The 18,403-nt window shown below is 62.9% G+C and carries 20 protein-coding genes and 1 tRNA gene; 14 read left to right on the top strand and 7 right to left on the bottom strand.

What is annotated here, in order from left to right; genetic code table 11:
- The first annotated feature begins 239 nt into the window (after nucleotides 1–239).
- On the top strand, nucleotides 240–890 hold the full coding sequence (locus AC0X69_RS14825; protein ID WP_482608553.1) for a carbonic anhydrase: 651 nt from the start codon (nucleotides 240–242) through the stop codon (nucleotides 888–890).
- A 42-nt stretch (nucleotides 891–932) separates the two neighbouring features.
- Entirely contained in the window at nucleotides 933–2,498 is a 1,566-nt protein-coding gene (locus tag AC0X69_RS14830) for a SulP family inorganic anion transporter (RefSeq protein ID WP_482608554.1), read from the top strand.
- A gap of 186 nt (nucleotides 2,499–2,684) precedes the next feature.
- On the opposite strand, the gene AC0X69_RS14835 is transcribed toward AC0X69_RS14830, so the two are convergent.
- Nucleotides 2,685–3,452, bottom strand: coding sequence for a glycerophosphodiester phosphodiesterase family protein (locus tag AC0X69_RS14835; RefSeq protein WP_482608555.1), 768 nt, complete (start codon nucleotides 3,450–3,452; stop codon nucleotides 2,685–2,687).
- Nucleotides 3,449–3,928: a RidA family protein gene (locus tag AC0X69_RS14840; protein ID WP_482608556.1), complete on the bottom strand. Its 480-nt coding sequence runs from the start codon at nucleotides 3,926–3,928 to the stop codon at nucleotides 3,449–3,451. Before AC0X69_RS14840 ends, AC0X69_RS14835 begins: the two co-directional genes overlap by 4 nt.
- 106 nt (nucleotides 3,929–4,034) lie before the next feature.
- On the opposite strand from AC0X69_RS14840, the gene AC0X69_RS14845 reads away from it, so the two are divergent.
- Nucleotides 4,035–4,859 (top strand): cell envelope integrity EipB family protein, encoded by an 825-nt coding sequence (locus AC0X69_RS14845; RefSeq protein ID WP_482608557.1) that lies wholly within the window; start codon nucleotides 4,035–4,037, stop codon nucleotides 4,857–4,859.
- A gap of 15 nt (nucleotides 4,860–4,874) precedes the next feature.
- Here AC0X69_RS14845 and AC0X69_RS14850 read toward each other — a convergent pair whose 3' ends face one another.
- The gene (locus AC0X69_RS14850; RefSeq protein ID WP_482608558.1) at nucleotides 4,875–5,921 is read right to left on the bottom strand and encodes an SGNH/GDSL hydrolase family protein; all 1,047 of its coding nucleotides are present in this window, start codon (nucleotides 5,919–5,921) and stop codon (nucleotides 4,875–4,877) included.
- A gap of 168 nt (nucleotides 5,922–6,089) precedes the next feature.
- On the opposite strand from AC0X69_RS14850, the gene AC0X69_RS14855 reads away from it, so the two are divergent.
- The 3 genes from AC0X69_RS14855 (at nucleotide 6,090) to AC0X69_RS14865 (ending at nucleotide 8,273) form a co-directional block, all read left to right on the top strand.
- Nucleotides 6,090–6,659: a pyruvoyl-dependent arginine decarboxylase gene (locus tag AC0X69_RS14855; protein ID WP_482608559.1), complete on the top strand. Its 570-nt coding sequence runs from the start codon at nucleotides 6,090–6,092 to the stop codon at nucleotides 6,657–6,659.
- Nucleotides 6,656–7,564, top strand: a complete 909-nt coding sequence (gene speB / locus AC0X69_RS14860) for an agmatinase (RefSeq protein ID WP_482608560.1) — start codon at nucleotides 6,656–6,658, stop codon at nucleotides 7,562–7,564. Before AC0X69_RS14855 ends, speB begins: the two co-directional genes overlap by 4 nt.
- 142 nt (nucleotides 7,565–7,706) lie before the next feature.
- Nucleotides 7,707–8,273, top strand: coding sequence for a general stress protein (locus AC0X69_RS14865; protein ID WP_482608561.1), 567 nt, complete (start codon nucleotides 7,707–7,709; stop codon nucleotides 8,271–8,273).
- Between the two features lie 18 nt (nucleotides 8,274–8,291).
- Here AC0X69_RS14865 and AC0X69_RS14870 read toward each other — a convergent pair whose 3' ends face one another.
- Nucleotides 8,292–8,819, bottom strand: coding sequence for a hemerythrin domain-containing protein (locus AC0X69_RS14870; protein ID WP_482608562.1), 528 nt, complete (start codon nucleotides 8,817–8,819; stop codon nucleotides 8,292–8,294).
- Nucleotides 8,820–8,876: 57 nt separating this feature from the next.
- Nucleotides 8,877–11,051, bottom strand: coding sequence for a catalase (locus AC0X69_RS14875; protein ID WP_482608563.1), 2,175 nt, complete (start codon nucleotides 11,049–11,051; stop codon nucleotides 8,877–8,879).
- A gap of 424 nt (nucleotides 11,052–11,475) precedes the next feature.
- On the opposite strand from AC0X69_RS14875, the gene AC0X69_RS14880 reads away from it, so the two are divergent.
- The 4 genes from AC0X69_RS14880 to AC0X69_RS14895 all read left to right on the top strand — a co-directional run bounded on the left by AC0X69_RS14880 (nucleotide 11,476) and on the right by AC0X69_RS14895 (nucleotide 15,233).
- Entirely contained in the window at nucleotides 11,476–12,336 is an 861-nt protein-coding gene (locus AC0X69_RS14880; RefSeq protein ID WP_482613411.1) for a sensor histidine kinase, read from the top strand.
- Between the two features lie 329 nt (nucleotides 12,337–12,665).
- Nucleotides 12,666–13,586 carry an HAD family hydrolase gene (locus AC0X69_RS14885; RefSeq protein ID WP_482608564.1) on the top strand — a complete coding sequence of 307 codons (921 nt, stop codon included), beginning with the start codon at nucleotides 12,666–12,668 and terminating at the stop codon, nucleotides 13,584–13,586.
- Nucleotides 13,583–14,524 carry a phosphotransferase family protein gene (locus AC0X69_RS14890; RefSeq protein ID WP_482608565.1) on the top strand — a complete coding sequence of 314 codons (942 nt, stop codon included), beginning with the start codon at nucleotides 13,583–13,585 and terminating at the stop codon, nucleotides 14,522–14,524. Before AC0X69_RS14885 ends, AC0X69_RS14890 begins: the two co-directional genes overlap by 4 nt.
- Before the next feature lie 193 nt (nucleotides 14,525–14,717).
- Nucleotides 14,718–15,233: a superoxide dismutase family protein gene (locus AC0X69_RS14895; protein WP_482608566.1), complete on the top strand. Its 516-nt coding sequence runs from the start codon at nucleotides 14,718–14,720 to the stop codon at nucleotides 15,231–15,233.
- A gap of 13 nt (nucleotides 15,234–15,246) precedes the next feature.
- Here the strand turns inward: AC0X69_RS14895 and AC0X69_RS14900 are convergent.
- A tRNA-Ser gene (locus AC0X69_RS14900) sits at nucleotides 15,247–15,336 on the bottom strand.
- A gap of 46 nt (nucleotides 15,337–15,382) precedes the next feature.
- Here AC0X69_RS14900 and AC0X69_RS14905 point away from each other — a divergent pair.
- From AC0X69_RS14905 to AC0X69_RS14920, 4 genes are read left to right on the top strand one after another with little or no spacing between them, the layout of a single operon-like run.
- On the top strand, nucleotides 15,383–15,835 hold the full coding sequence (locus AC0X69_RS14905) for a gamma-glutamylcyclotransferase family protein (RefSeq protein WP_482608567.1): 453 nt from the start codon (nucleotides 15,383–15,385) through the stop codon (nucleotides 15,833–15,835).
- Nucleotides 15,832–16,689: a pantoate--beta-alanine ligase gene (gene panC, locus AC0X69_RS14910; protein WP_482608568.1), complete on the top strand. Its 858-nt coding sequence runs from the start codon at nucleotides 15,832–15,834 to the stop codon at nucleotides 16,687–16,689. Before AC0X69_RS14905 ends, panC begins: the two co-directional genes overlap by 4 nt.
- Complete coding sequence (locus tag AC0X69_RS14915) at nucleotides 16,686–16,985, top strand: acylphosphatase (protein ID WP_482608569.1); 300 nt, start codon at nucleotides 16,686–16,688, stop codon at nucleotides 16,983–16,985. Before panC ends, AC0X69_RS14915 begins: the two co-directional genes overlap by 4 nt.
- Before the next feature lie 14 nt (nucleotides 16,986–16,999).
- Nucleotides 17,000–17,848, top strand: coding sequence for a shikimate dehydrogenase (locus AC0X69_RS14920; protein ID WP_482608570.1), 849 nt, complete (start codon nucleotides 17,000–17,002; stop codon nucleotides 17,846–17,848).
- Nucleotides 17,849–17,935: 87 nt separating this feature from the next.
- Here the strand turns inward: AC0X69_RS14920 and AC0X69_RS14925 are convergent, their stop codons facing one another.
- Nucleotides 17,936–18,403 (bottom strand): phasin family protein, encoded by a 468-nt coding sequence (locus tag AC0X69_RS14925; protein WP_482608571.1) that lies wholly within the window; start codon nucleotides 18,401–18,403, stop codon nucleotides 17,936–17,938.

Consider the following 18,403-nt stretch of genomic DNA (forward strand, 5'->3'; position numbering starts at 1 on the left):
TCGAAACCCGTCGCCGCGCGCCTGACTGGTCGCAAGCGTGGCCCTATTCGATTGTTGGTTGGCGGACTTGCCGCGACCAATAGAGCTTCGTAGAGTCACGTGCTTGAACGAGGGCGCCGTGGATGCCGATGAGAGTCGCTCGCGTCGAGCGCCTGTTCCAAGCGGCATCCGTCGCTGTCATATTGCTGTCGCAGCCGGAACGCTTCTGATCGCGACGGCTTGAGAGAAACGGGCGTCGGATGGAATCCTTCGAAAAACTGCTACTCGAGAACAAAGCCTGGGCCGAAGAAGTCCAAGAGCGCGATCCCAGCTATTTCGATCGCCTTGCCGCCGATCAGAAGCCAGAATTCCTATGGATCGGCTGTTCCGACAGCCGTGTGCCCGCCGACATCATCGTCAATGCGCGACCGGGCGCGATCTTCGCTCATCGCAACATCGCCAATCAGGTGATCTGCACGGACTTCAACTGTCTCAGCGTCATCCAATACGCCGTGCAAGTGCTCAAAGTTCCGCATGTCATCGTCTGCGGCCACTATAATTGCGGCGGCGTTCGCGCCGCTCTCGATCGGCAGCATCCCGATCTGGCGCTGCTCAACAAATGGCTGATGCACATCAAAGACACCTATCGGGTGCACAGGGACGAAGTCGACGCCCTCAATTCTCAAACTGAAAGAGCCAATCGGCTGGTCGAACTCAACGTGATCGAACAGGTGGTCCGATTGTCGCAGTTCTCCATTGTGCAGACCGCCTGGAAAGAGGACCGGCGGCCCATGCTGCACGGCTGGGTGTTCGGGCTCGAGGATGGGATACTGCATCAACTCATTACGCTGCCGCCGGGCAGCGACGTCGATGTCATCTATCAGCAGCACAGCGGCGATGAACAACATTAATCCGCCGCGCGCGGACACGGTCAGAATAAGGAGAAATCAGGCGTGTTGAGGAGGCATCTCGACTACTACTTCCGCTACCTTAATCACGACATTCCTGCGGGCGTGGTCGTGTTTCTTGTCGCGGTGCCGCTCTGCCTCGGCATTGCGGTCGCTTCCGGCGCCCCGCCATTCTCCGGAGTCATCTCCGGGATCATCGGCGGTCTCGTCATCTCTCTCCTTAGCGGATCGCAGTTGAGCGTTTCAGGCCCGGCTGCGGGACTCACCGTCATCGTTGCGACCGCTGTCGAAAAATTCGGTTTCGACGCCATGCTGCTTGCTGTGGCGCTGTCGGGACTCATGCAGCTCGGGATGGGCTTTCTGCGGGCGGGCGTCATCGGCGCGTTTTTTCCGTCGGCCGTCATCAAAGGCATGCTCGCGGCGATCGGCCTGATCCTGATCATGAAGCAGCTGCCGCACGCCGTCGGCTATGACGCCGACGCGGAAGCTGACTTGTCCTTCCTTGAGGGCGATAGCCACACGGGTCTTTCCTTTCTGTGGGACGCTTTCCGCTCGTTTTCGACAGGAGCGGTGATCGTCAGCCTAGTTTCGCTTGCGATCATGCTTCTCTGGGACACGAAGCAGATCAAGAAGCATCGTTACCTCTCGCTGATGCCGGGTCCGCTTGTCGCGGTGCTGTTTGGCATCTTCTACAACGTCGTGGCTCAGACGCTGTTTCCCGCTTTGGCCATCGCTCCGCAGCATCTCGTCAACCTGCCGAACGTCTTCGGGCCGATAGATTTCGCACGGGAGTTCAGCTTTCCGGATTTTACCCGGCTGATCGACGTCCAGATCTATGTGACGGCCGCGACTTTGGCGCTGGTCGGCAGTCTTGAAACTCTGCTCAGTCTCGAGGCCGTCGATAAACTCGACCCGCTCAAGCGCATCGCGCCGACCAACCAGGAGCTCAAGGCCCAGGGCGTCGGCAATTTCCTGAGCGGCATGTTGGGAGGATTGCCGATCACCGCGGTGATCGTGCGCAGCTCCGCCAGCATCGACGCGGGCGCGCACACCAAGGTGGCTTCCTTCGTCCACGGCGTGCTGCTGTTGCTCAGCGCGATGTTCCTCGCCAGCGTGCTCAATATGATTCCGCTCGCGTGTCTCGCTGCGGTGCTGCTGCTGACGGGCTACAAGCTTGCGAAGCCGAAGCTCTTCGTTCAGCAATATGAAAAGGGGTTCAACCAGTTTGCCCCCTTCGCCGTGACGATCGGCGCAATTCTTTCGACGGACCTCCTCAAGGGAATGGCGATCGGCATGGCCGTCGGCCTCTTCTTCGTGTTGCGCGCGAATTATCATTCGGCGTTCACGTTGACGCGCGACGGCCGCCACTACCTGCTGCGCCTGCAAAAGGACGTCTCGTTCCTCAACAAGGCGCAGCTGCGCAACTTCCTCGAGAACGTCGACGAGAACAGCTACCTCGTGATCGACGGCACGCGCGCCGGCTTTATCGACCAGGACATCATGGAGACGATCCAGGATTACATAAAAGCCGCGAGCGACTACAACATCCGGGTCGAACTCAAGGAGATGCGGGGGCTTGAGCCCGTCAACGGGTTGGTTCCCGCACAATAGCGGGCCCGTCAAATGGACTCAGCGCTCGCCGGGAGAAGGCGCAGGCGTCGAATTCCGGGTCGAGCCGGCAGGATCCCCTATAGTAACGGCGGGCGAGCGTAACGCTCTTTAGTTACGCCCTCGCCGTTGCGCCCATCGCCTCCGCTAGGTCGGACTCGGCGGCGGCGCACAGGCGGCGCGAACGCTTCACGGCGTGAAACCCTCGAAGACGATCTGATCGATCCATTCTTTCGACCGCGCCGCCATTTCAGGTGAACGCACTGTCCAGGCCGTCACTGGAAGTTTCAGCGCGTCGCGCATGAGCAGCGGAATGGCGTGCGGCAGATCGCCGACGCGCCAGGACAGGAAATCCGGCAGCGTGCGCCTGTAGTGCAGAAAGTGCGTGAGCTCCGCGCGCTGTGCGCTCGAGAGCTGCGGCCAGTCGTCATTTTTGTATTGCGCCTCGCCGACCATGCCGAGCGGCCGTTGCGCAATGCCGAGCGCGGCGGCGCGCGCGCGAAGAAAGGCGATCTGATCGGGGTCGAAGCTTTCAATCGCGACGGGCCCGCCGTAGCGCGCCAGCGCCTGCGCCGTGCGCTGCGCCACGGTCGTGTCGCCATCGAAGGCGCTCTTGATCTCGACGACGATCGGCGTTCGCCCGCCAACCGCCTTGAGAAATTCAGAAAACGTCGGAATGCGGTCAACGCCGCCGCGTAACTTCAGACGACCGAGCTCGTCGGCGCTATGCGCCGCGACGGCGCCGGCGCCTTCGGTCAGCCGTTCGAGCGTGTCGTCGTGGAAAACGACGAGTTCGCCGTCGGCGGTGAGTTGCACGTCGCACTCGATCGCAAATCCGCCGGCGATCGCGGCGCGCGCCGCCGAAATCGAATTTTCGATCACGCCCTTCGCCGCGTCATGCAGGCCGCGGTGCGCGATTGGACGCGCGACCAGCCACGTAAAATCAGAGGCGTTCACGGAAGAATCTCGAAGATCCCCTCGACTTCGACGGCGGCGTCGAGCGGCAATTGCGCGACGCCAACGGCGAAGCGCGCGTGTTTGCCGTTCTCGCCCAACACGGTCGCGACGAGATCGGAAGCGCCATTGACGACTTGCGGCAATGAATCGAAGTCGGGCGCGCTGTTCACAAAGCCGCCGAGCCGCACGGTGCGCAGCTTGGCGAGATCACCGACCGCGGCGTTGGCCTGGGCGAGAACATTGAGCGCCGCCTGGCGGGCGGCGGACTGCCCGGCCTCAAGCGAAACGCCGGCGCCGAGCTTGCCCTTATGCGCCGGGTCGACGCCGTTGGCGCCGAGCGGCAGCTGTCCCGAGATGAACAGCAAAGCGCCTGTGCGCACATAAGGAACATAGTTGGCCACCGGCGCGGCCGCGGCAGGCAGCGTCAGTCCCAGCTCATTCAACCGCGCGAGCGGGGTGTCGGACGATGCGGTCATGGCGCCTCTCCAAAGAGAAAGTCGTTGCTCCCAAAGAAGCGCGACCCTAGTTTCCTACTCCACCCGACGCAATGGCGTCGAATTGCCCGCCACAGGAAGAGGTCCGATGATTCCGTTACGACTGCTGACTGCGGCGATCTGCGCGGCGGCGCCGATCGGCCAGGCGGCTGCCGAGCGCGCTTTGGCTCCGCTCGCCAACCATCGCGCTGTTTACGATCTGAGCCTCTTGAAGACCAGCGGCGCGAAGGCGCCCGCGCAGGCGCGCGGCCGCATCGCCTTCGACTTTTCCGGTTCCGCCTGCGAGGGCTATGTGCAGAATTTTCGCCAGATCACCGAGTTGCAGCCCTCGGAAGGCGCCGCGAAACTCTCCGACATGCGCTCGGCGACCTTCGAGGGCGGCGACGGCGCTGATTTTCGATTCAAGGTGGAAACCAGGATCGACAACTCGCGTTCGGAGGAAGTCGACGGAAGGGCGAAAAAATCTGGCGACGCCCGTCTGTCTATCGACCTTTCCAAGCCAAAGCGCGCGCGACTGGAGCTCGCGGGTCCGATGCTCTTTCCGACCGAGCATTTGCGCAAGATCGTGGAGACGGCCGTCGCCGGCGAACCTTTGCTCGAGGCGCGGGTCTTTGACGGCACGGGCGACGGCGAAAAGGCGTTCGACACGTTGACGGTTATCGGCAAGCCGACGACGGAACAGCCGCCGGAAAAGGCCGCGCGCGCGAGCGAACTCAAGAACACCCGCCGCTGGCCGGTGTCGATCTCCTATTTCGACCTCGGCAAGAAGGACGGCCAGCCGATCTACGTGCTGTCCTTCGACCTTTATGAAAACGGCGTCTCGCGCGCTCTGAGACTCGACTACGGCGACTTTGTCCTGCGCGGCGACATGACGGATCTCGTCCTGCAGCCGACGCCTTCCTGCAAGAAATAGCCCCCGCTCAGCAGCTCACTGGCCGCGCCATAGCGCGGCGATTCGCTGGGCGAGCGATCGCGGGCGCCAGAAGATCACGGCATGAATGTCGAGAGTCTGGTCGAGAAATGGCGCCGTCGGCGGAACTGCGAGCAGCGTCGCATCCTCTGGCGCGCGTCTCAGCGCCGCTTCGTCGTCAGGCAGGGCGACGGAGACGCCGCAATCCGTGACGATGTTTCGCGATACGTAATGCAGCAGCATGAGATTGGCGACGATCTCCTGCATCTTCGAGCGCGGATTCTTGCGGTATGCGCATCCCGGCGCGCGAATGAAATATTCGCCGCTCGCATCGTCGGAGCGCAGCATCAGCGCCACGAGACGGCCGCGTCCGGGCCAATGGCATTCGCTCGGCCGCTTCAGCCGCATGAACCCGCCTTCGAAGACCTTGGAGCCAATGTGATGACGCTCGCATGCGCCGCGAGGCTGCGCCTGCGTCGCATCTACATAATCGAAGCGGATGTCCGCTTTGGGGGCCGAGGGGATCCGAGCGTCGTCGATCTTGCTTAGCGCAGCGGCGGCCACCGCCGCTGACGCCTCGACCGTGAGATGGTTTTCATCCTGATAATGCGATGTCGCCCGTCCGCCCGGGAAGATCTCGTCGAGCCAGAGGGCGGGCAGGGCGTAACGATGAGCCGCTTCACTATAGAGCCGGCGCGCGCGCCGCATTGCGCTGCGCAGCGCTCTTGAATCTGTCGGCCGCGGGTCGAGACAAAGAAACATGAGGCGAATCCCGCGCCGGGCGCAATGGGCTGCGATCGCTTCGAGCGTATCGGCGACGAGCGTCGGATCGAGACAGCCGGCGGCGAAAAGCAGAATGTCGTTGAGACAATATTCGAAAACGACGACGTCTGGAGGAGCGCCGCCCTCGCGCTCCATTTTCAGCAGCGCCATCAGCCCGTAGAGCGACCCCACGGCGCCGAGAAAGCGGTTCTCGACTTCGTGCGTCGACGCCTGCCGTTGAAATTGGGAGGCCCAGCCTTCGCGCATTCCGGCGTTGGAGCCGCCGAGCAGCAAAATTTTCATGCGATCGAGATATGTTGCGCCATCAGTCGAGAGCGGCCGGCTCTCGCGGCGATGCTAATCGGTTTGTGAGCGCGTGGCCATAGACGAAGGTCGCCGGAATGGCTATCGCCGCACGGGCTTTTCGTCCTAATTGAGGCGGTGGCTTCTTCGAGCCACGGAGCGCGTTCGATGTTTCCCATTCCCCAATGCGTCTTTCTCACCCGCGGCGTCGGCGTGCATCGCCATCGTTTGACGGCGTTCGAATATGCGCTGCGCGACGCGGACATCGAACAGCAGAATCTCGTCGCCGTATCGTCGATCCTGCCGGCGGGATGCGATCTCGTGCCTGTCGAGAAAGGCGTCGCGACGCTTCAGCCCGGCGAAATCACCTTCACCGTGCTCGCGCGCGCCGAGACCGACGAACCCGGCCGGCGCATCACCGCGAGCATCGGCCTCGCCCGGCCAAAAGAGCCGACGCTCTACGGCTATATTTCGGAACATCACGGCTACGGCATGACGGAGCGCGAGAGCGGCGACTACGCGGAAGATCTCGCCGCCACAATGCTTGCGTCGACGCTGGGCATCGAATTCGACCCCGATGCCGCCTGGAACGAGCGCAAGAAAGTCTACGAAACGAGCGAGCTCATCGTTGAGAGTCTGTCGCTGACCGCGGCCGCCGAAGGCGCTCCAAATGGCGACTGGACCTGTGCGATCGCCGCGGCGGTGTTCCGCTTCGAAAGACTGGATGGCGCGCCGTGAGCGGAACGCCGACCTTCGCCGCGAGGCCGACCTTTCTTGGCGTCGAACAGCGCGCGGACGCCGCGGTTGTCGTCGCGGGCGCGCCCTTCGATATCGGCACGACCAATCGCAGCGGCGCGCGCTTCGGGCCGACGGCGATTCGTCACGCGAGCCGCATGCTCATCGATGGCGAGCATCCGTCCTTATGGACGTCGCCGGTCGATCTGCCGCTCGCCGACGTTGGGGATTTCGCCATCGCGCTCGGCGACATCGCGGCTAGTCTGAAGCTCATCGAGGAGCAAGCCTCAGGATACGCGCATCTCGTGACGCTCGGCGGCGATCATGGCATAACGCTGCCGCTCCTGCGCGCTTGCGCGAGAAGGCGCGGGCCGCTGGGGCTGATTCATTTCGACGCGCACGTCGACACGTGGCCAGACAACTTCGGTCAGCCTTACGCGCATGGCTCGATGTTCTACCATGCGATCAACGAAGGCGTGATCGATCCGCGCCGCATGATTCAGATCGGCATCCGTTCGCCCGTGCAACGCGACGTCTACGACTGGACGATCGGAAAAGGCGTGACGATCATCTCCGCGCAGGAGGCGCATGAGATCGGCGCCGCCGCCGTCGCCTCGCGGATCCTGGAAGTCGCCGGCGGCGCCCCGGTCTATCTGACCTTCGACGTCGACGCGCTCGATCCGGCCTTCGCCCCCGGGACCGGCACGCCGGAAATCGGCGGCCTCGCGACCTGGCAGGCGCAGTCGATCCTCCGCAGGCTCGCCGGCCTACGCTTCGTCGGCATGGACGTCGTCGAAGTCGCGCCGGCCTATGACATATCCGAAATCACCGCCCTCGCCGGCGCGACGATGGCATGGGAATACCTCTGCCTGTTCGCGAACTCGGCGGGCGCGTCGCGGTCCGCCTAGCCGTTTCCGAGCGACGTTCGCCAGCGTCAATGCGGCTCTTGCCAAGGCCGTCCTTCGGCAGCACTGTGCTATGAACAGCCGCGGCGGCGGCGGTCCAGCTTCGCGACCAGGCGAGGCTTCTGAAAGCGTAGGGGAGGGCGGCATGATCAGTGCTGACGGCGAACGGACGCGAGAGGTTGTCGGCGTTTTCGCAGACGGCTATGCGCTTGAAAGCGCGGTCAACGACTTGCTGAATTCAGGATTCGACCTCGGCGACATACACCTGTTGGCGGGCGAGAAAACCGTCGCCGCCAAGCTTGGCCATAAATACGAGAAGGTCGAAGACGTCGAGGACGACGGCAAGGCGCCCCGAGTCGCCTATGCGCCCAAGGAATCTCGAGGCGTCAAGAATGGCGCGCTCGTCGGCGCGCTTGTTTATGTCGGCGCGACGATGGCGGCCGGCGCGGCGCTCGCTTCAGGCGGCGCGCTCGCGATGCTTCTCGTCAGCGGGGTCGTGGGCGCGGAAGTCGGCGGCCTGATCGGCGTCGTGCTTGGCGAGTTCCTGGAAGAGCGTCATGCAAAATATCTCCAGGAGCAACTTGACCATGGCGGGCTTTTGCTCTGGGTGCGAACCCGGAATTCAGCGCTGGAGGAAAAGGCGAAGCATATTCTCGCCCAGCATTCCGGCCGCGACGTTCATGCGCATGACATGCCTGTCGCGGCGGTCTGAGAATTAACGCGAGCGCGATCAGCTCGCCTTTTTCATCAGTTCGGCTTTCCGCTTGGAAAGCTGCGCCCCCAGCGCGCGCAGATCGACGTCGCTCTCGCGCGCCTCGGGGAACATTTCCTGCTCTTCTTCCTGCACATGGTGCATCACATATTCGCCGAGGACCTTGACCTTTGCGTCGAACAGCTCCTCGTCCGGCGACATCGACTCGATCTCCGCTATGAGCTGTTTCGCGCTCGCATGTTCGACCGCCGCCTCGTCGAGAAGATCCTGGTCCTCTATGCTCTCGCGCAGCGCCGGATAGAAGATTTCCTCCTCGATCCTGGCGTGAACGGTCAGCGCGGCGCATATCTTTCGCGCGAGCGCCTCTCGCTCGTCCTCGTCCTCAAGCTTCTCGTATTCCTTGAACCAGTTTTTCACCTCTCGATGATCATCTCGCAGCAGCTTGATTGCGTCGGCCGGCCTGGTCGCTGAGGTCGCCGGCTTGGCGCGCGCTTTCGACGTCGACTTTCTTGTCTTCGCATTGCTGCTGACACTCGCGGTGGGCATTTTCGTTCTCCTTGTCTCGCATCGATAATCCGTCGCGCTTCTGCAGGGCGCGCATACTCAAGCGTCGAGATCGACCGTAAGTTCCCGCGGCCAATGGCGAAGTTTCGCGCAGGCCGCGATAAAGGCCGCCGCGTCCTTGGCCGCCGCGAGCCGAATGCAGCCTTCATCCAGCGCTTCGGCGACGCCGGCCTTCTCAAGGAAAGGCACGGCGGCGCCGGTGAAGCCGATGAACTTGCAATGCGCAAAGGCGTCGCTCACGAAGTCTCGCGCGGAGGCGTCGGCCGCAAAATCGGCGGCCCCGGTCTCCGACGCGACAATGGCCACGGCGTCGTAAAGCACCGATGGTCCGCCATCGATTTTCTGCGCGGCCGGTTGCATGGCGCCGTCGTCAAGCACCACGCCGCCGATGTGAGGCGCGACGATCTCGTAGACGGCTCCGATTTTCTCGACGGCTTCGATCAGCGACGCGAGCAGCTTGGCGTCCGCGCCGTCCGTCGCGAGAATGCCGAGCTTGCGCCCCTCGAACGATGTCGGACGCGCCACTATGCTCAGCGGCGGGGATGGGGGGAGTTCTTGCAGCGTCGGACGCGCGGCCTTCGCCGGCTCTGGCATTTCAAGCCGCAAGCCGTCGGCGACGCGCGTCGCAAGCGCAACGTCGATGTTCATGAGATGCGACACGACACGCGCGCGAATATCGGGGCGCTCGCATTTGCTCAGTTCAAACACGAGCGCGTCGCCAATATGCTTACGCTCGATCGGCGTCTGGCTGAGAAAGAATTGCCGCGCCTGGCTGTAGTGATCGGCGAAGCTTTCGGCGCGCAGTCTCCTCTTCTCCCCTGACGTTTCTGCCGGGAAGGATGTGAAGCCCCGCTCGGGATTCTCGCGCGGACCGCCGAGCGCGCCCCAACTGTTCGGCTCGTAATTGGCGCGCCCCTTCGGGTTCTTCATCGCCATATGTCCATCCTGCTGGAAATGCGCCATCGGGCATCGCGGCGCATTCACCGGAATATGGGTGAAGTTGGGGCTTCCGAGCCGCTTCAGCTGTGTGTCCAGATAGGAGAAATTGCGGCCCTGAAGCAGCGGATCGTCGCTGAAGTCGATCCCAGGGACGATGTTCTGGGTGCAGAAGGCGACCTGTTCGGTTTCGGCAAAGAAATTGTCCACCGTGCGGTCGAGCACAAGCCGCCCAACGATCTGAACGGGAACCTGCTCCTCGGGGATGATCTTCGTCGCGTCGAGAACGTCGAATTCGAATGCGTCGGCGAACTCTTCGTCGAAGAGCTGAACGCCAAGCTCCCATTCCGGGAAATGTCCGCCCTTGATCGCATCCCAGAGGTCGCGGCGATGAAAGTCGGGGTCGGCGCCGTTGATCTTAACCGCTTCGTTCCACAGCACCGATTGCAGCCCGAGCTTCGGCTTCCAGTGGAATTTGACGAAGGTCGGCTTGCCCTTTGCATTGACAAAACGGAAAGTGTGCACGCCGAATCCTTCCATGAAGCGGAAGGAGCGTGGAATGGCGCGATCGGACATGATCCACATGATCATGTGAAAGCTCTCCGGCGAGAGCGAAGCGAAGTCCCAGAAATTGTCGTGCGCGGACTGGGCCTGAGGAAAGCCTCGATCTGGAGCAGGCTTCACTGAATGAACCAGGTCCGGAAACTTGATCGCGTCCTGGATGAAGAACACCGGGATGTTATTGCCGACGAGGTCCCAGTTTCCTTCTTTGGTGTAGAACTTGACCGCAAAGCCTCTGACGTCACGGGCGAGATCGAACGACCCCTTGCTGCCCGCCACCGTCGAGAACCGCACGAACACCGGCGTCTGATCGCCGACGCGCTGAAAAAGATTGGCGCGTGTGACGTCGGCGAGAGATTTCGTGAGTTCGAAATAGCCGTGCACGCCGAAGCCGCGCGCATGAACGACGCGTTCCGGAATGCGCTCATGATCGAAATGAAAGATCTTCTCTCGGAAGTGAAAGTCCTCGAGCAGACTCGGACCGCGAGCGCCGACGCGCAGCGTGTTCTGGTCGTCCGACACCGGGACGCCCTGCTGCGTGGTGAGCGTCTCAACTTCATCATTGGCGGTCTGGTGGGTTTCCCCGCCATCGCCTTGCGGCTGTTGAAAGGAGCTTTCAGTTTCGGCCGCCAAAATTTCCGGCTGCTCGGTCGGACTTTTTCCAGGATAGGGCATGGAGGATTTGGCGGGCGACGCCGGTTTGCGTTTTGATGCCATAGGAAAACTCCGAAAAGCCGCAGTAGAAGACCAATCGTAAGCGTAACCTCGGGCCAATTCGTATTGTTCCCCAGGCGAAACAAAATTCCCGATCAGACGTCGCATCACGCACACTGCCCAATCCCTAGTCAGGCCGAGCGCCTTGACGCGTCAATGAGAGACGAACGCAATTTCGTCGCTCCGAGTCGTTGCCGCGATGGATGTGCGATGCTGAAAACGCTCGCGATCTTGTTCGCAACAGTGCGCTGTGCGACGATACGCGCGCCCAGGCTAGGGCGGAAGTATCGCAATTGCGTCGACTTACAACAGGGTGCGCGACGTGGCGTGGGCGACGAAAGTTTACAGGGCGTCGAAAAGAATAGAGGGCGCGCCTTCCTGGATCATTGCTCTGACCCTATTTGCCGCGAGCCTTTCTGTTCGTTATCTGGCGGATCCCTGGCTCACTCTGAAGTTCGTGACCTTTTACCCGGCGATCGCGGGGAGCGCGCTCCTCTGCGGCTGGCGTCAGGGCATGTTGGTGATGGCGCTCTCCGCTCTTGCGGGTTGGTATTTTTTCTTCGAGCCCCACAACTCGTTTCTGCTCCGAGAGCAGAACGCCCTATTCGCCCTGATCGGCTTTCTCCTCGTCGGCGGCTTCCTGCTCATTCTCGTGTCGGGAATGGCCGATCTGATCAGGCGACTCGAGGCGGCGAACCAGGTGCAGGTCAGCCTGTTCGGCGAGCTTCAGCATCGCGTGGCCAACAATCTCCAGATTGTGCTCGCCATGATCAGCAGCGCCCGGCGGGGAATGCCGGAGGGGCCGGCCGCCGAACGGATCGCAGCCGCAGAAGATCGGATTGCCGCGATGTCGACCCTGCATCGCCGGCTCTACGATAAGACGACCTATGAGCAGGGACTGGCGCCCATTCTTCGCGAGATGCTGCTCAATGATTTTGGCGATCTGCCGATCGAGGTCGCGGTGGATATTGCCCCGGATGCAAAACTGTCACTGGATCAGATGACGGCGGCGCTTCTCCTGATAAATGAGGCTGCGCTCAACGCCACCAAGCATGTCTTCGAAAAAGGGCAGGGATCGAAGTTCGAGGTCGCCTTGCTGAGGCTGACGAACGGCCATCTGCAGCTTATCGTTCGTGATGACGGTCCTGGGATTATGTCGGCTCCTGCAGCTGCGTCGGGTTCTCTCGGCATGAACATTATGCAGGCCTTCGCGCGTCAGCTCGGCGGATCGCTGGAGATGGAAGCCTCTTGCGGCACGACCTTGATGGTCGAGTTCTCGGCCGAGTAGCGCAGCTGCGCGTCAGTCGCGCTCGCGCCCGGGGCGCCGCTGGACAGCGAGTCCTTGGCAGGGCGCTGGCGAGCTTCCGGCGCAGTTTCGAAGCCCCCTCCGGAGAAAAGTCGTCCGCGAATGACTTTCAAGGTCTGTCGCATCGGGTGCGTCATCGCCAGATAAACGAAACTGTGCGCGATCAGCGCCGCTGCAGATCCGTCTATGGACGAAACACAAGCGTGACCTCAATGTCTCCCTTCTCGCTGTCGAAATCCGCTGTCTCGGTCGGGGTGCGCGTCTCATGCGCAGGCGTCGCGATGCGGCGAGAAGCTATGGAGGCGCAATGAATGGCGCTCTCCGAGAAGATTGAGGATGAGCTTAAGGCGTTTCTGTCGGAAACCGATTTCGCGCGAGCGGGCGCGGTCGTCACCGATCTCGACGGAACGGCGGTGCACGAATTCGAAGGGCGCGTCGTCATTCCCGATCCGGTGGCTTGCGGCTTGAAGCGCCTCAATGATCTTGGCCGGCCGATTGTGCTGAACACGCTGCGGTTTCCGTTGAACGTCATCCGCACCTTCGGGCGCGAGTGGTATGCGATCACAAATGCGCCGTTGCCGCTGGTTTCGCTGAACGGCGGCGTCGTCGGCCATCTCAGAGAAGACCCCGCCGGCGAAATCATCTTCGAGGAGCTCGACGCCTTTCCGCTTGAAGCTGAGGAAATCGACGAAGTGCTGACGGGCGTGCGGGGACTGCTCGCAATTGGCGTCAATGAGCTTCTTGTCTTCTACTACACGCGGGACTGGACTCTCGGCGAGACGATCTGGACGCCTGACGCCGAAAGAGTTCCTCATGTTCGCGAAAAATACAAAAGCGCGTCCTCGGTTGTTTGCCTGACGCTGGAGGATCTTCGCGAGGCCTTGATGGCCCATGAGATCTGCATGATGTTTCTGCTTGTCGAAGCCCCGCAGGATCGGCTGATGGCCTACCAGCACGTCAAGCGATCCAACTTCGCGACGCGCCGGGGCGTCGACAAATTGTCCGGCGTCCGCGCCATCGCCGAACGGCTCGGGGTCGAACTGGAGGCTTCCGTCGGCTGCGGCGACACGCCGATGGATTCGTTCCTTTCCGGCGTCGGGCTCGCGGTGCATGTCGGAACCCGCGATCTGGAATACAAAGGTCTGCTGCGGACGGTGAAGATCGGGAGTTCGATCGAGCTCGGAGAACTGCTGTTTCGACTCGGGCGGCTGCAGAGCGAGGCGCCGCGATGACCGATGTGCAGGATGTGCAGGTCAGCGCGCGCAAGGCGCGATCCAATGCGGCCAGGATCATCGAGCATCATTTTGGATCGAAACCCAAACGCGTTCTGGCGCGCGGCGGCGGCCTGACGAATTTCGTGTTTGAGGCGCGCCATGCGGAAGGCGATTTCATCGTTCGCATGAACACCACTCCAGACAAGCTGAAGGACTATCTCAAAGAGCAATGGGCGATCGCCAGGGCGAGCGAGGCAGGCGTGCCGACCGCGACGATTCTGGAGGTGGGCGCTGACATCATCGGCATGCCTTACATGGTGCTTCCCAAGATCGAGGGTCAGGAAGGCACGCATCATCCGGAACGCTTCGCAATCTTACGCGAGATGGGGCGCCTGACCGCCCTGATACACTCCATCGGCACTTCGGGCTTTGGCCACACTTTCGACTGGTCGGGAAATCAGCTCTCGCGCAAGGAGACCTGGAAGGAATATCTGCACGGCGAGTTGAAAGTTGAAGCGCGCGTCGACCTGCTCGACGAGCATGGCATGCTCGACAAGGCGCAGCTTAAAAGCCTGCGAGCGGTCGTCGGCGAAATGGAGCGCTGGGAGCCATCGCCCGTCCTCAACCATGGCGACATGCGTCTGAAGAATGTCGTCGCGGACGCATCCGGCGCGGTCGCCGCCGTCATCGACTGGGAGAACTGCGCCTCGAACGTTGCTCCCTACTGGGATCTTTCGGTGGCGCTGCATGATCTTTCGGTCGACGCCAAGCAGGAATTCCTCGCGGGCTATGGTCTGACGGAGGAGAAGGTCCGCGAGATCGCGCCGATCATCAAGGCGATCAATCTAATCAATTACGCCCCCTATGTTGAGCGCGCCGCCGACGAAAGAGACAAGGCGCGGCTCGAGCAATATCGGACGCGCCTCTCGGGCGCGCTGGATCTATATTCGCTCTGAACAGAACGTCGATTGATCGCGGGTTCCTTCACGTAAACTTCCGGATATCGCATCAAGGGGAAAAATCCGTCATCAGAAGGTTATCGCCGCTTCCAAAGCTGCGCTGTCACGCCAAATATGCTGATGCTGCAGAGAGCCGCTCCGAGGGAACAGCCGCCGGGCGGCGGCGTTAGCGAAATCCTGCGAGGAAAACATGTTTGACAGACTCGTCGTCACCTTATTTTCGATCGCCCTTATGACGGGCGCCGCAAGCGGCGAACAACGAGGCGCCGACGTGCTCGACAACAAGGGCAAGTCGGTCGGCGCGATCGACGTCACGCAAGGTCCGCACGGGGTCGTGCTGCGCATCATGCTGCGGGCCGGCGCGCTGGCGCCCGGTTGGCACGGCGTCCATCTGCACGAAGTTGGGGACTGCTCCGACATTGAAAAATTCATGCACTCGAAGGGCCATATAAATCCGTCAAATGCCGAACACGGATTCCTCAATCCCAAGGGCCCGCACCCGGCCGATCTGCCGAATGTCTATGCATATGCCGACGGCTCCGCGCAGGCGGAAATGTTCATCGACGGCGTGTCCTTGAGCGGCGGTAAGATCAATCTCCTTGACGCGGACGGATCGGCGCTGGTGGTGCACGCCAGTCTGGACGACCACATGTCGCAGCCGATCGGCGGCGCCGGCGCGCGCGTCGCCTGCGCCGTCTTGAAGTAGCGGTGGCGATTGATGGCGGAAGGGGTGGGATTCGAACCCACGGTGGAGTTGCCCCCACGCCGGTTTTCAAGACCGGTGCCTTAAACCACTCGGCCACCCTTCCGCGTCGGTCGTGATATAGCACGCGTCGTCCTTTTCGCGACCGGGATTTGCGCGTGCCGCTCTACTTCGCCTATGGCTCAAACATGGACGCCGCCGCCATGGCGGCGCGCTGTCCGCGGTCGCGGCTGATCGGGCGGGGGCGGCTCGCCGGCTTCAGGACGGTTCTGATGCCATCCGGCTTTGTCAGCGTCGCGCCGGACCGCCGCATGAGCGTCCATGGCGTGCTGTGGGACGTCGCAGTCGGCGACGTCGCCGCGCTCGATCGCTATGAAGACGTCGCCCATGGTCTTTGCGCCAAGAAAAATCTCCTCATTCTGCGCGAGCCGGTGGGCTCGGCGCGGGCGCTCGTCTATGTCGGCGCGCGGCCGGACCTCGGCACCGCGTCGCGGGGCTATTTCGAGGGGGTCATCGCCGCGGCGCGCGCGCAAGCGCTGCCCGGCGTCTACATCGATTATCTGACGAGCTTGCTTTCCATCCGGCAGTCGGGGCGCGGTTCATGAATGCACAGGTTCCTGTCGTCGGCGCGATCGACGAACTGCGCCGCTACGTTCGCGCGCGTCGCGCCGCCGGCGAGCGTATCGGCCTTGTGCCGACGATGGGCGCGCTGCACGCCGGTCATCTGTCGCTGGTCGAAGCGGCGCGTCGGGCGGCCGACCGCGTCGTCGTCACGATTTTCGTCAATCCCGCGCAGTTCGGCCCCAATGAAGACTTCGCGCGCTATCCGCGCACGCTTGCGGCGGACGTCGACAGGCTGGCGGGCGTCGCGGCGGATCTCGTCTTCGCGCCTGCGGTCGACGAAATCTACCCGCCGGGCTTTTCGACGAAGGTGATCCTGGAAGGACCGGCGACGGCCGGTCTCGAAGATCGATTTCGACCCACGCATTTTTCCGGCGTGGCGACGGTCGTGACGAAACTGCTCAATCAGGCGCAGGCCGATGTCGCCGTCTTCGGCGAGAAGGATTATCAGCAGCTGCTGGTGATCAAACGCCTCGCGCGCGATCTCGACATCGCGACCGAAATTCTCGGCGCGCCGACTCTGCGCGAGGCGGACGGCCTCGCCATGTCCTCACGCAATGTCTATCTCTCCCGCGATGAACGCGAGCGCGCGAAGGCGTTGCATGGCGCGTTGAGCGAAGCGGCGCGTCGAATCCTGAGCGGCGAGAGCATCGGCGCTGCGATCGAGGCAGCCTGCGCCGCGGTTGCGGATGTCGGGTTCGAAATCGACTATCTCGAAGCCCGCCATGCCGAGACGCTGGCGCCGGTCGCAACTCTCGGGGAGGGTCCGATCCGCCTGCTCGCGGCGGCGAAGCTCGGCGCGACGCGGCTCATCGACAATATCGCGGTAGAATCATGAGCGATCGGGAGATCATACGTCTCTTCGTCGAAGGCCGCGTGCAGGGCGTCGGCTATCGCGCTTTCCTCGTCCGCGAGGCGCTTGCGCTCGATCTTACCGGCTGGGCGCGCAACCGTCGCGACGGCGCGGTCGAGGCGGTCGTCTCCGGTCCGCGCCCGGCGCTCGACGCGCTTATCCTCGCGGCGCGGCGTGGGCCGAGGCTCGCGCGAGTCGATGCGCTGCGCGAGGAGGGCGCTAATGAAGCCGCGCTTGTCGAGTTTTGCGGGGCGGGATTTTCCGTCGCCCCTGACGCGTGACCGGGAGAGACGACGTGACACACAGCCATGGTTTCGTGCTCGCCGGCGTGATGGGCTGGCCAATCGCGCATTCGCGCTCGCCGAAGATTCACAATCACTGGTTCGCGCAATATGGCATCGAGGGCTGCTATGCGCCGCTGCCGGTCGAACCGGGCCGGCTCGAGGCGGCGTTGCGCGCCATGCCGGCGCTCGGCTTCGCCGGGTGCAATCTCACGATTCCGCATAAGGAAACGGCGCTCCGGTTTGTCGATCATGTCGATGAGTCGGCGGCGCGAATCGGCGCCGTCAATTGCGTCGTCGTCGAGAAGAACGGCGAACTGACCGGGCATAACTACGACGGCTATGGGTTCATCGCGTCGCTTCATGAGGCGGTTCCTGGCTGGCGCGCCGCGAGCGCGCCCTGCGTCGTCATCGGCGCGGGCGGCGGGGCGCGCGCCATCGTTCACGGTCTGCTCGACGCCGGCGCGCAGGAGATTCGACTGTTCAACCGCACCTTCGAGCGGGCGCAGATTCTCGCCGCCGACTTCGGACCGCGCGTGTCGGCCTTGCCGTGGAGCCAACGTGAGGCGGGGCTTGCCGGCGCGGGACTTGTCGTCAATGCGACGAGTCAGGGGATGGTCGGCCAGCCGCCGCTCGATCTATCGCTCAGCGCATTGCCGAAGTCGAAGTCGGCGCTCGTCGCCGACATCGTTTATGCGCCTCTGGAAACGCCGCTGCTGGCCGCCGCGCGCGCGCATGGCGCGACGCCTGTGGACGGGCTGGGAATGCTGCTGCATCAGGCGCGCCCGGCGTTCCGCGACTGGACCGGGGTGATGCCTGACGCGACGCCGGCGCTGCGCGCCGTGATCGTCGCAACGCTTTAAAGCAAGGAGCGCCGCAGCCCATTCGCCGCGGCGCTCCTCGCAGGAACTCGAATTACGCGTTACGCCTTACAGGACTCACATGACGCGTTACGCCGTGCGCGCGCCATAGAGCGGCGCGATCGAGATATTGAGCAGACGCTGCGCCAGCGTCATCAGCTCGTTCGATTGCCGCAGCAGAGCGTCGAACCTTTCGCTTACGAAGCGCGACTGAAGGCTCGTCACCTCGTCGAGCGTCTTGGCGCCGGCGAGCCGCTCAGTGAAATCGAGGAGCGCCGTCGCGTTTTCGGCCCAGAGGTCGATCGACTTCTGCGACCAGAGCGTGGGGTCGAAATCCTCGGCCTTGGCTCCTGACGACGTCATCTCCACGGCGATCGCGAGGGCGGTCGACGGCGCCTGGACGACGGGCGGCGTGACCGCTTCGACTGGCGGCGAGGCTGGTTCTGCGCTCACAGCTTCGCTCGTCGTCGGCGCCGCTTCCGTCTCCGGAACGCTGGGCAGCGCGCGCTTTGCTTCGGGGGTCTTGGGTTTTGGGGAACTGTTCTGCGGATTCGCCAT

The organism is Methylocystis sp. Uni0008 (genome assembly GCF_056838045.1).

What these genes read in the sequence shown, in the direction of transcription:
- AC0X69_RS14825 (WP_482608553.1), top strand. Translation starts at nt 240, where the DNA reads ATGGAATCCTTCGAAAAACTGCTACTCGAGAACAAAGCCTGGGCCGAA.
- AC0X69_RS14840 (WP_482608556.1), bottom strand. Translation starts at nt 3,928, where the DNA reads ATGACCGCATCGTCCGACACCCCGCTCGCGCGGTTGAATGAGCTGGGA.
- AC0X69_RS14845 (WP_482608557.1), top strand. Translation starts at nt 4,035, where the DNA reads ATGATTCCGTTACGACTGCTGACTGCGGCGATCTGCGCGGCGGCGCCG.
- AC0X69_RS14850 (WP_482608558.1), bottom strand. Translation starts at nt 5,921, where the DNA reads ATGAAAATTTTGCTGCTCGGCGGCTCCAACGCCGGAATGCGCGAAGGC.
- AC0X69_RS14855 (WP_482608559.1), top strand. Translation starts at nt 6,090, where the DNA reads ATGTTTCCCATTCCCCAATGCGTCTTTCTCACCCGCGGCGTCGGCGTG.
- AC0X69_RS14865 (WP_482608561.1), top strand. Translation starts at nt 7,707, where the DNA reads ATGATCAGTGCTGACGGCGAACGGACGCGAGAGGTTGTCGGCGTTTTC.
- AC0X69_RS14870 (WP_482608562.1), bottom strand. Translation starts at nt 8,819, where the DNA reads ATGCCCACCGCGAGTGTCAGCAGCAATGCGAAGACAAGAAAGTCGACG.
- AC0X69_RS14875 (WP_482608563.1), bottom strand. Translation starts at nt 11,051, where the DNA reads ATGGCATCAAAACGCAAACCGGCGTCGCCCGCCAAATCCTCCATGCCC.
- AC0X69_RS14885 (WP_482608564.1), top strand. Translation starts at nt 12,666, where the DNA reads ATGGCGCTCTCCGAGAAGATTGAGGATGAGCTTAAGGCGTTTCTGTCG.
- AC0X69_RS14890 (WP_482608565.1), top strand. Translation starts at nt 13,583, where the DNA reads ATGACCGATGTGCAGGATGTGCAGGTCAGCGCGCGCAAGGCGCGATCC.
- AC0X69_RS14895 (WP_482608566.1), top strand. Translation starts at nt 14,718, where the DNA reads ATGTTTGACAGACTCGTCGTCACCTTATTTTCGATCGCCCTTATGACG.
- panC (WP_482608568.1), top strand. Translation starts at nt 15,832, where the DNA reads ATGAATGCACAGGTTCCTGTCGTCGGCGCGATCGACGAACTGCGCCGC.
- AC0X69_RS14915 (WP_482608569.1), top strand. Translation starts at nt 16,686, where the DNA reads ATGAGCGATCGGGAGATCATACGTCTCTTCGTCGAAGGCCGCGTGCAG.
- AC0X69_RS14925 (WP_482608571.1), bottom strand. Translation starts at nt 18,403, where the DNA reads ATGGCGAATCCGCAGAACAGTTCCCCAAAACCCAAGACCCCCGAAGCA.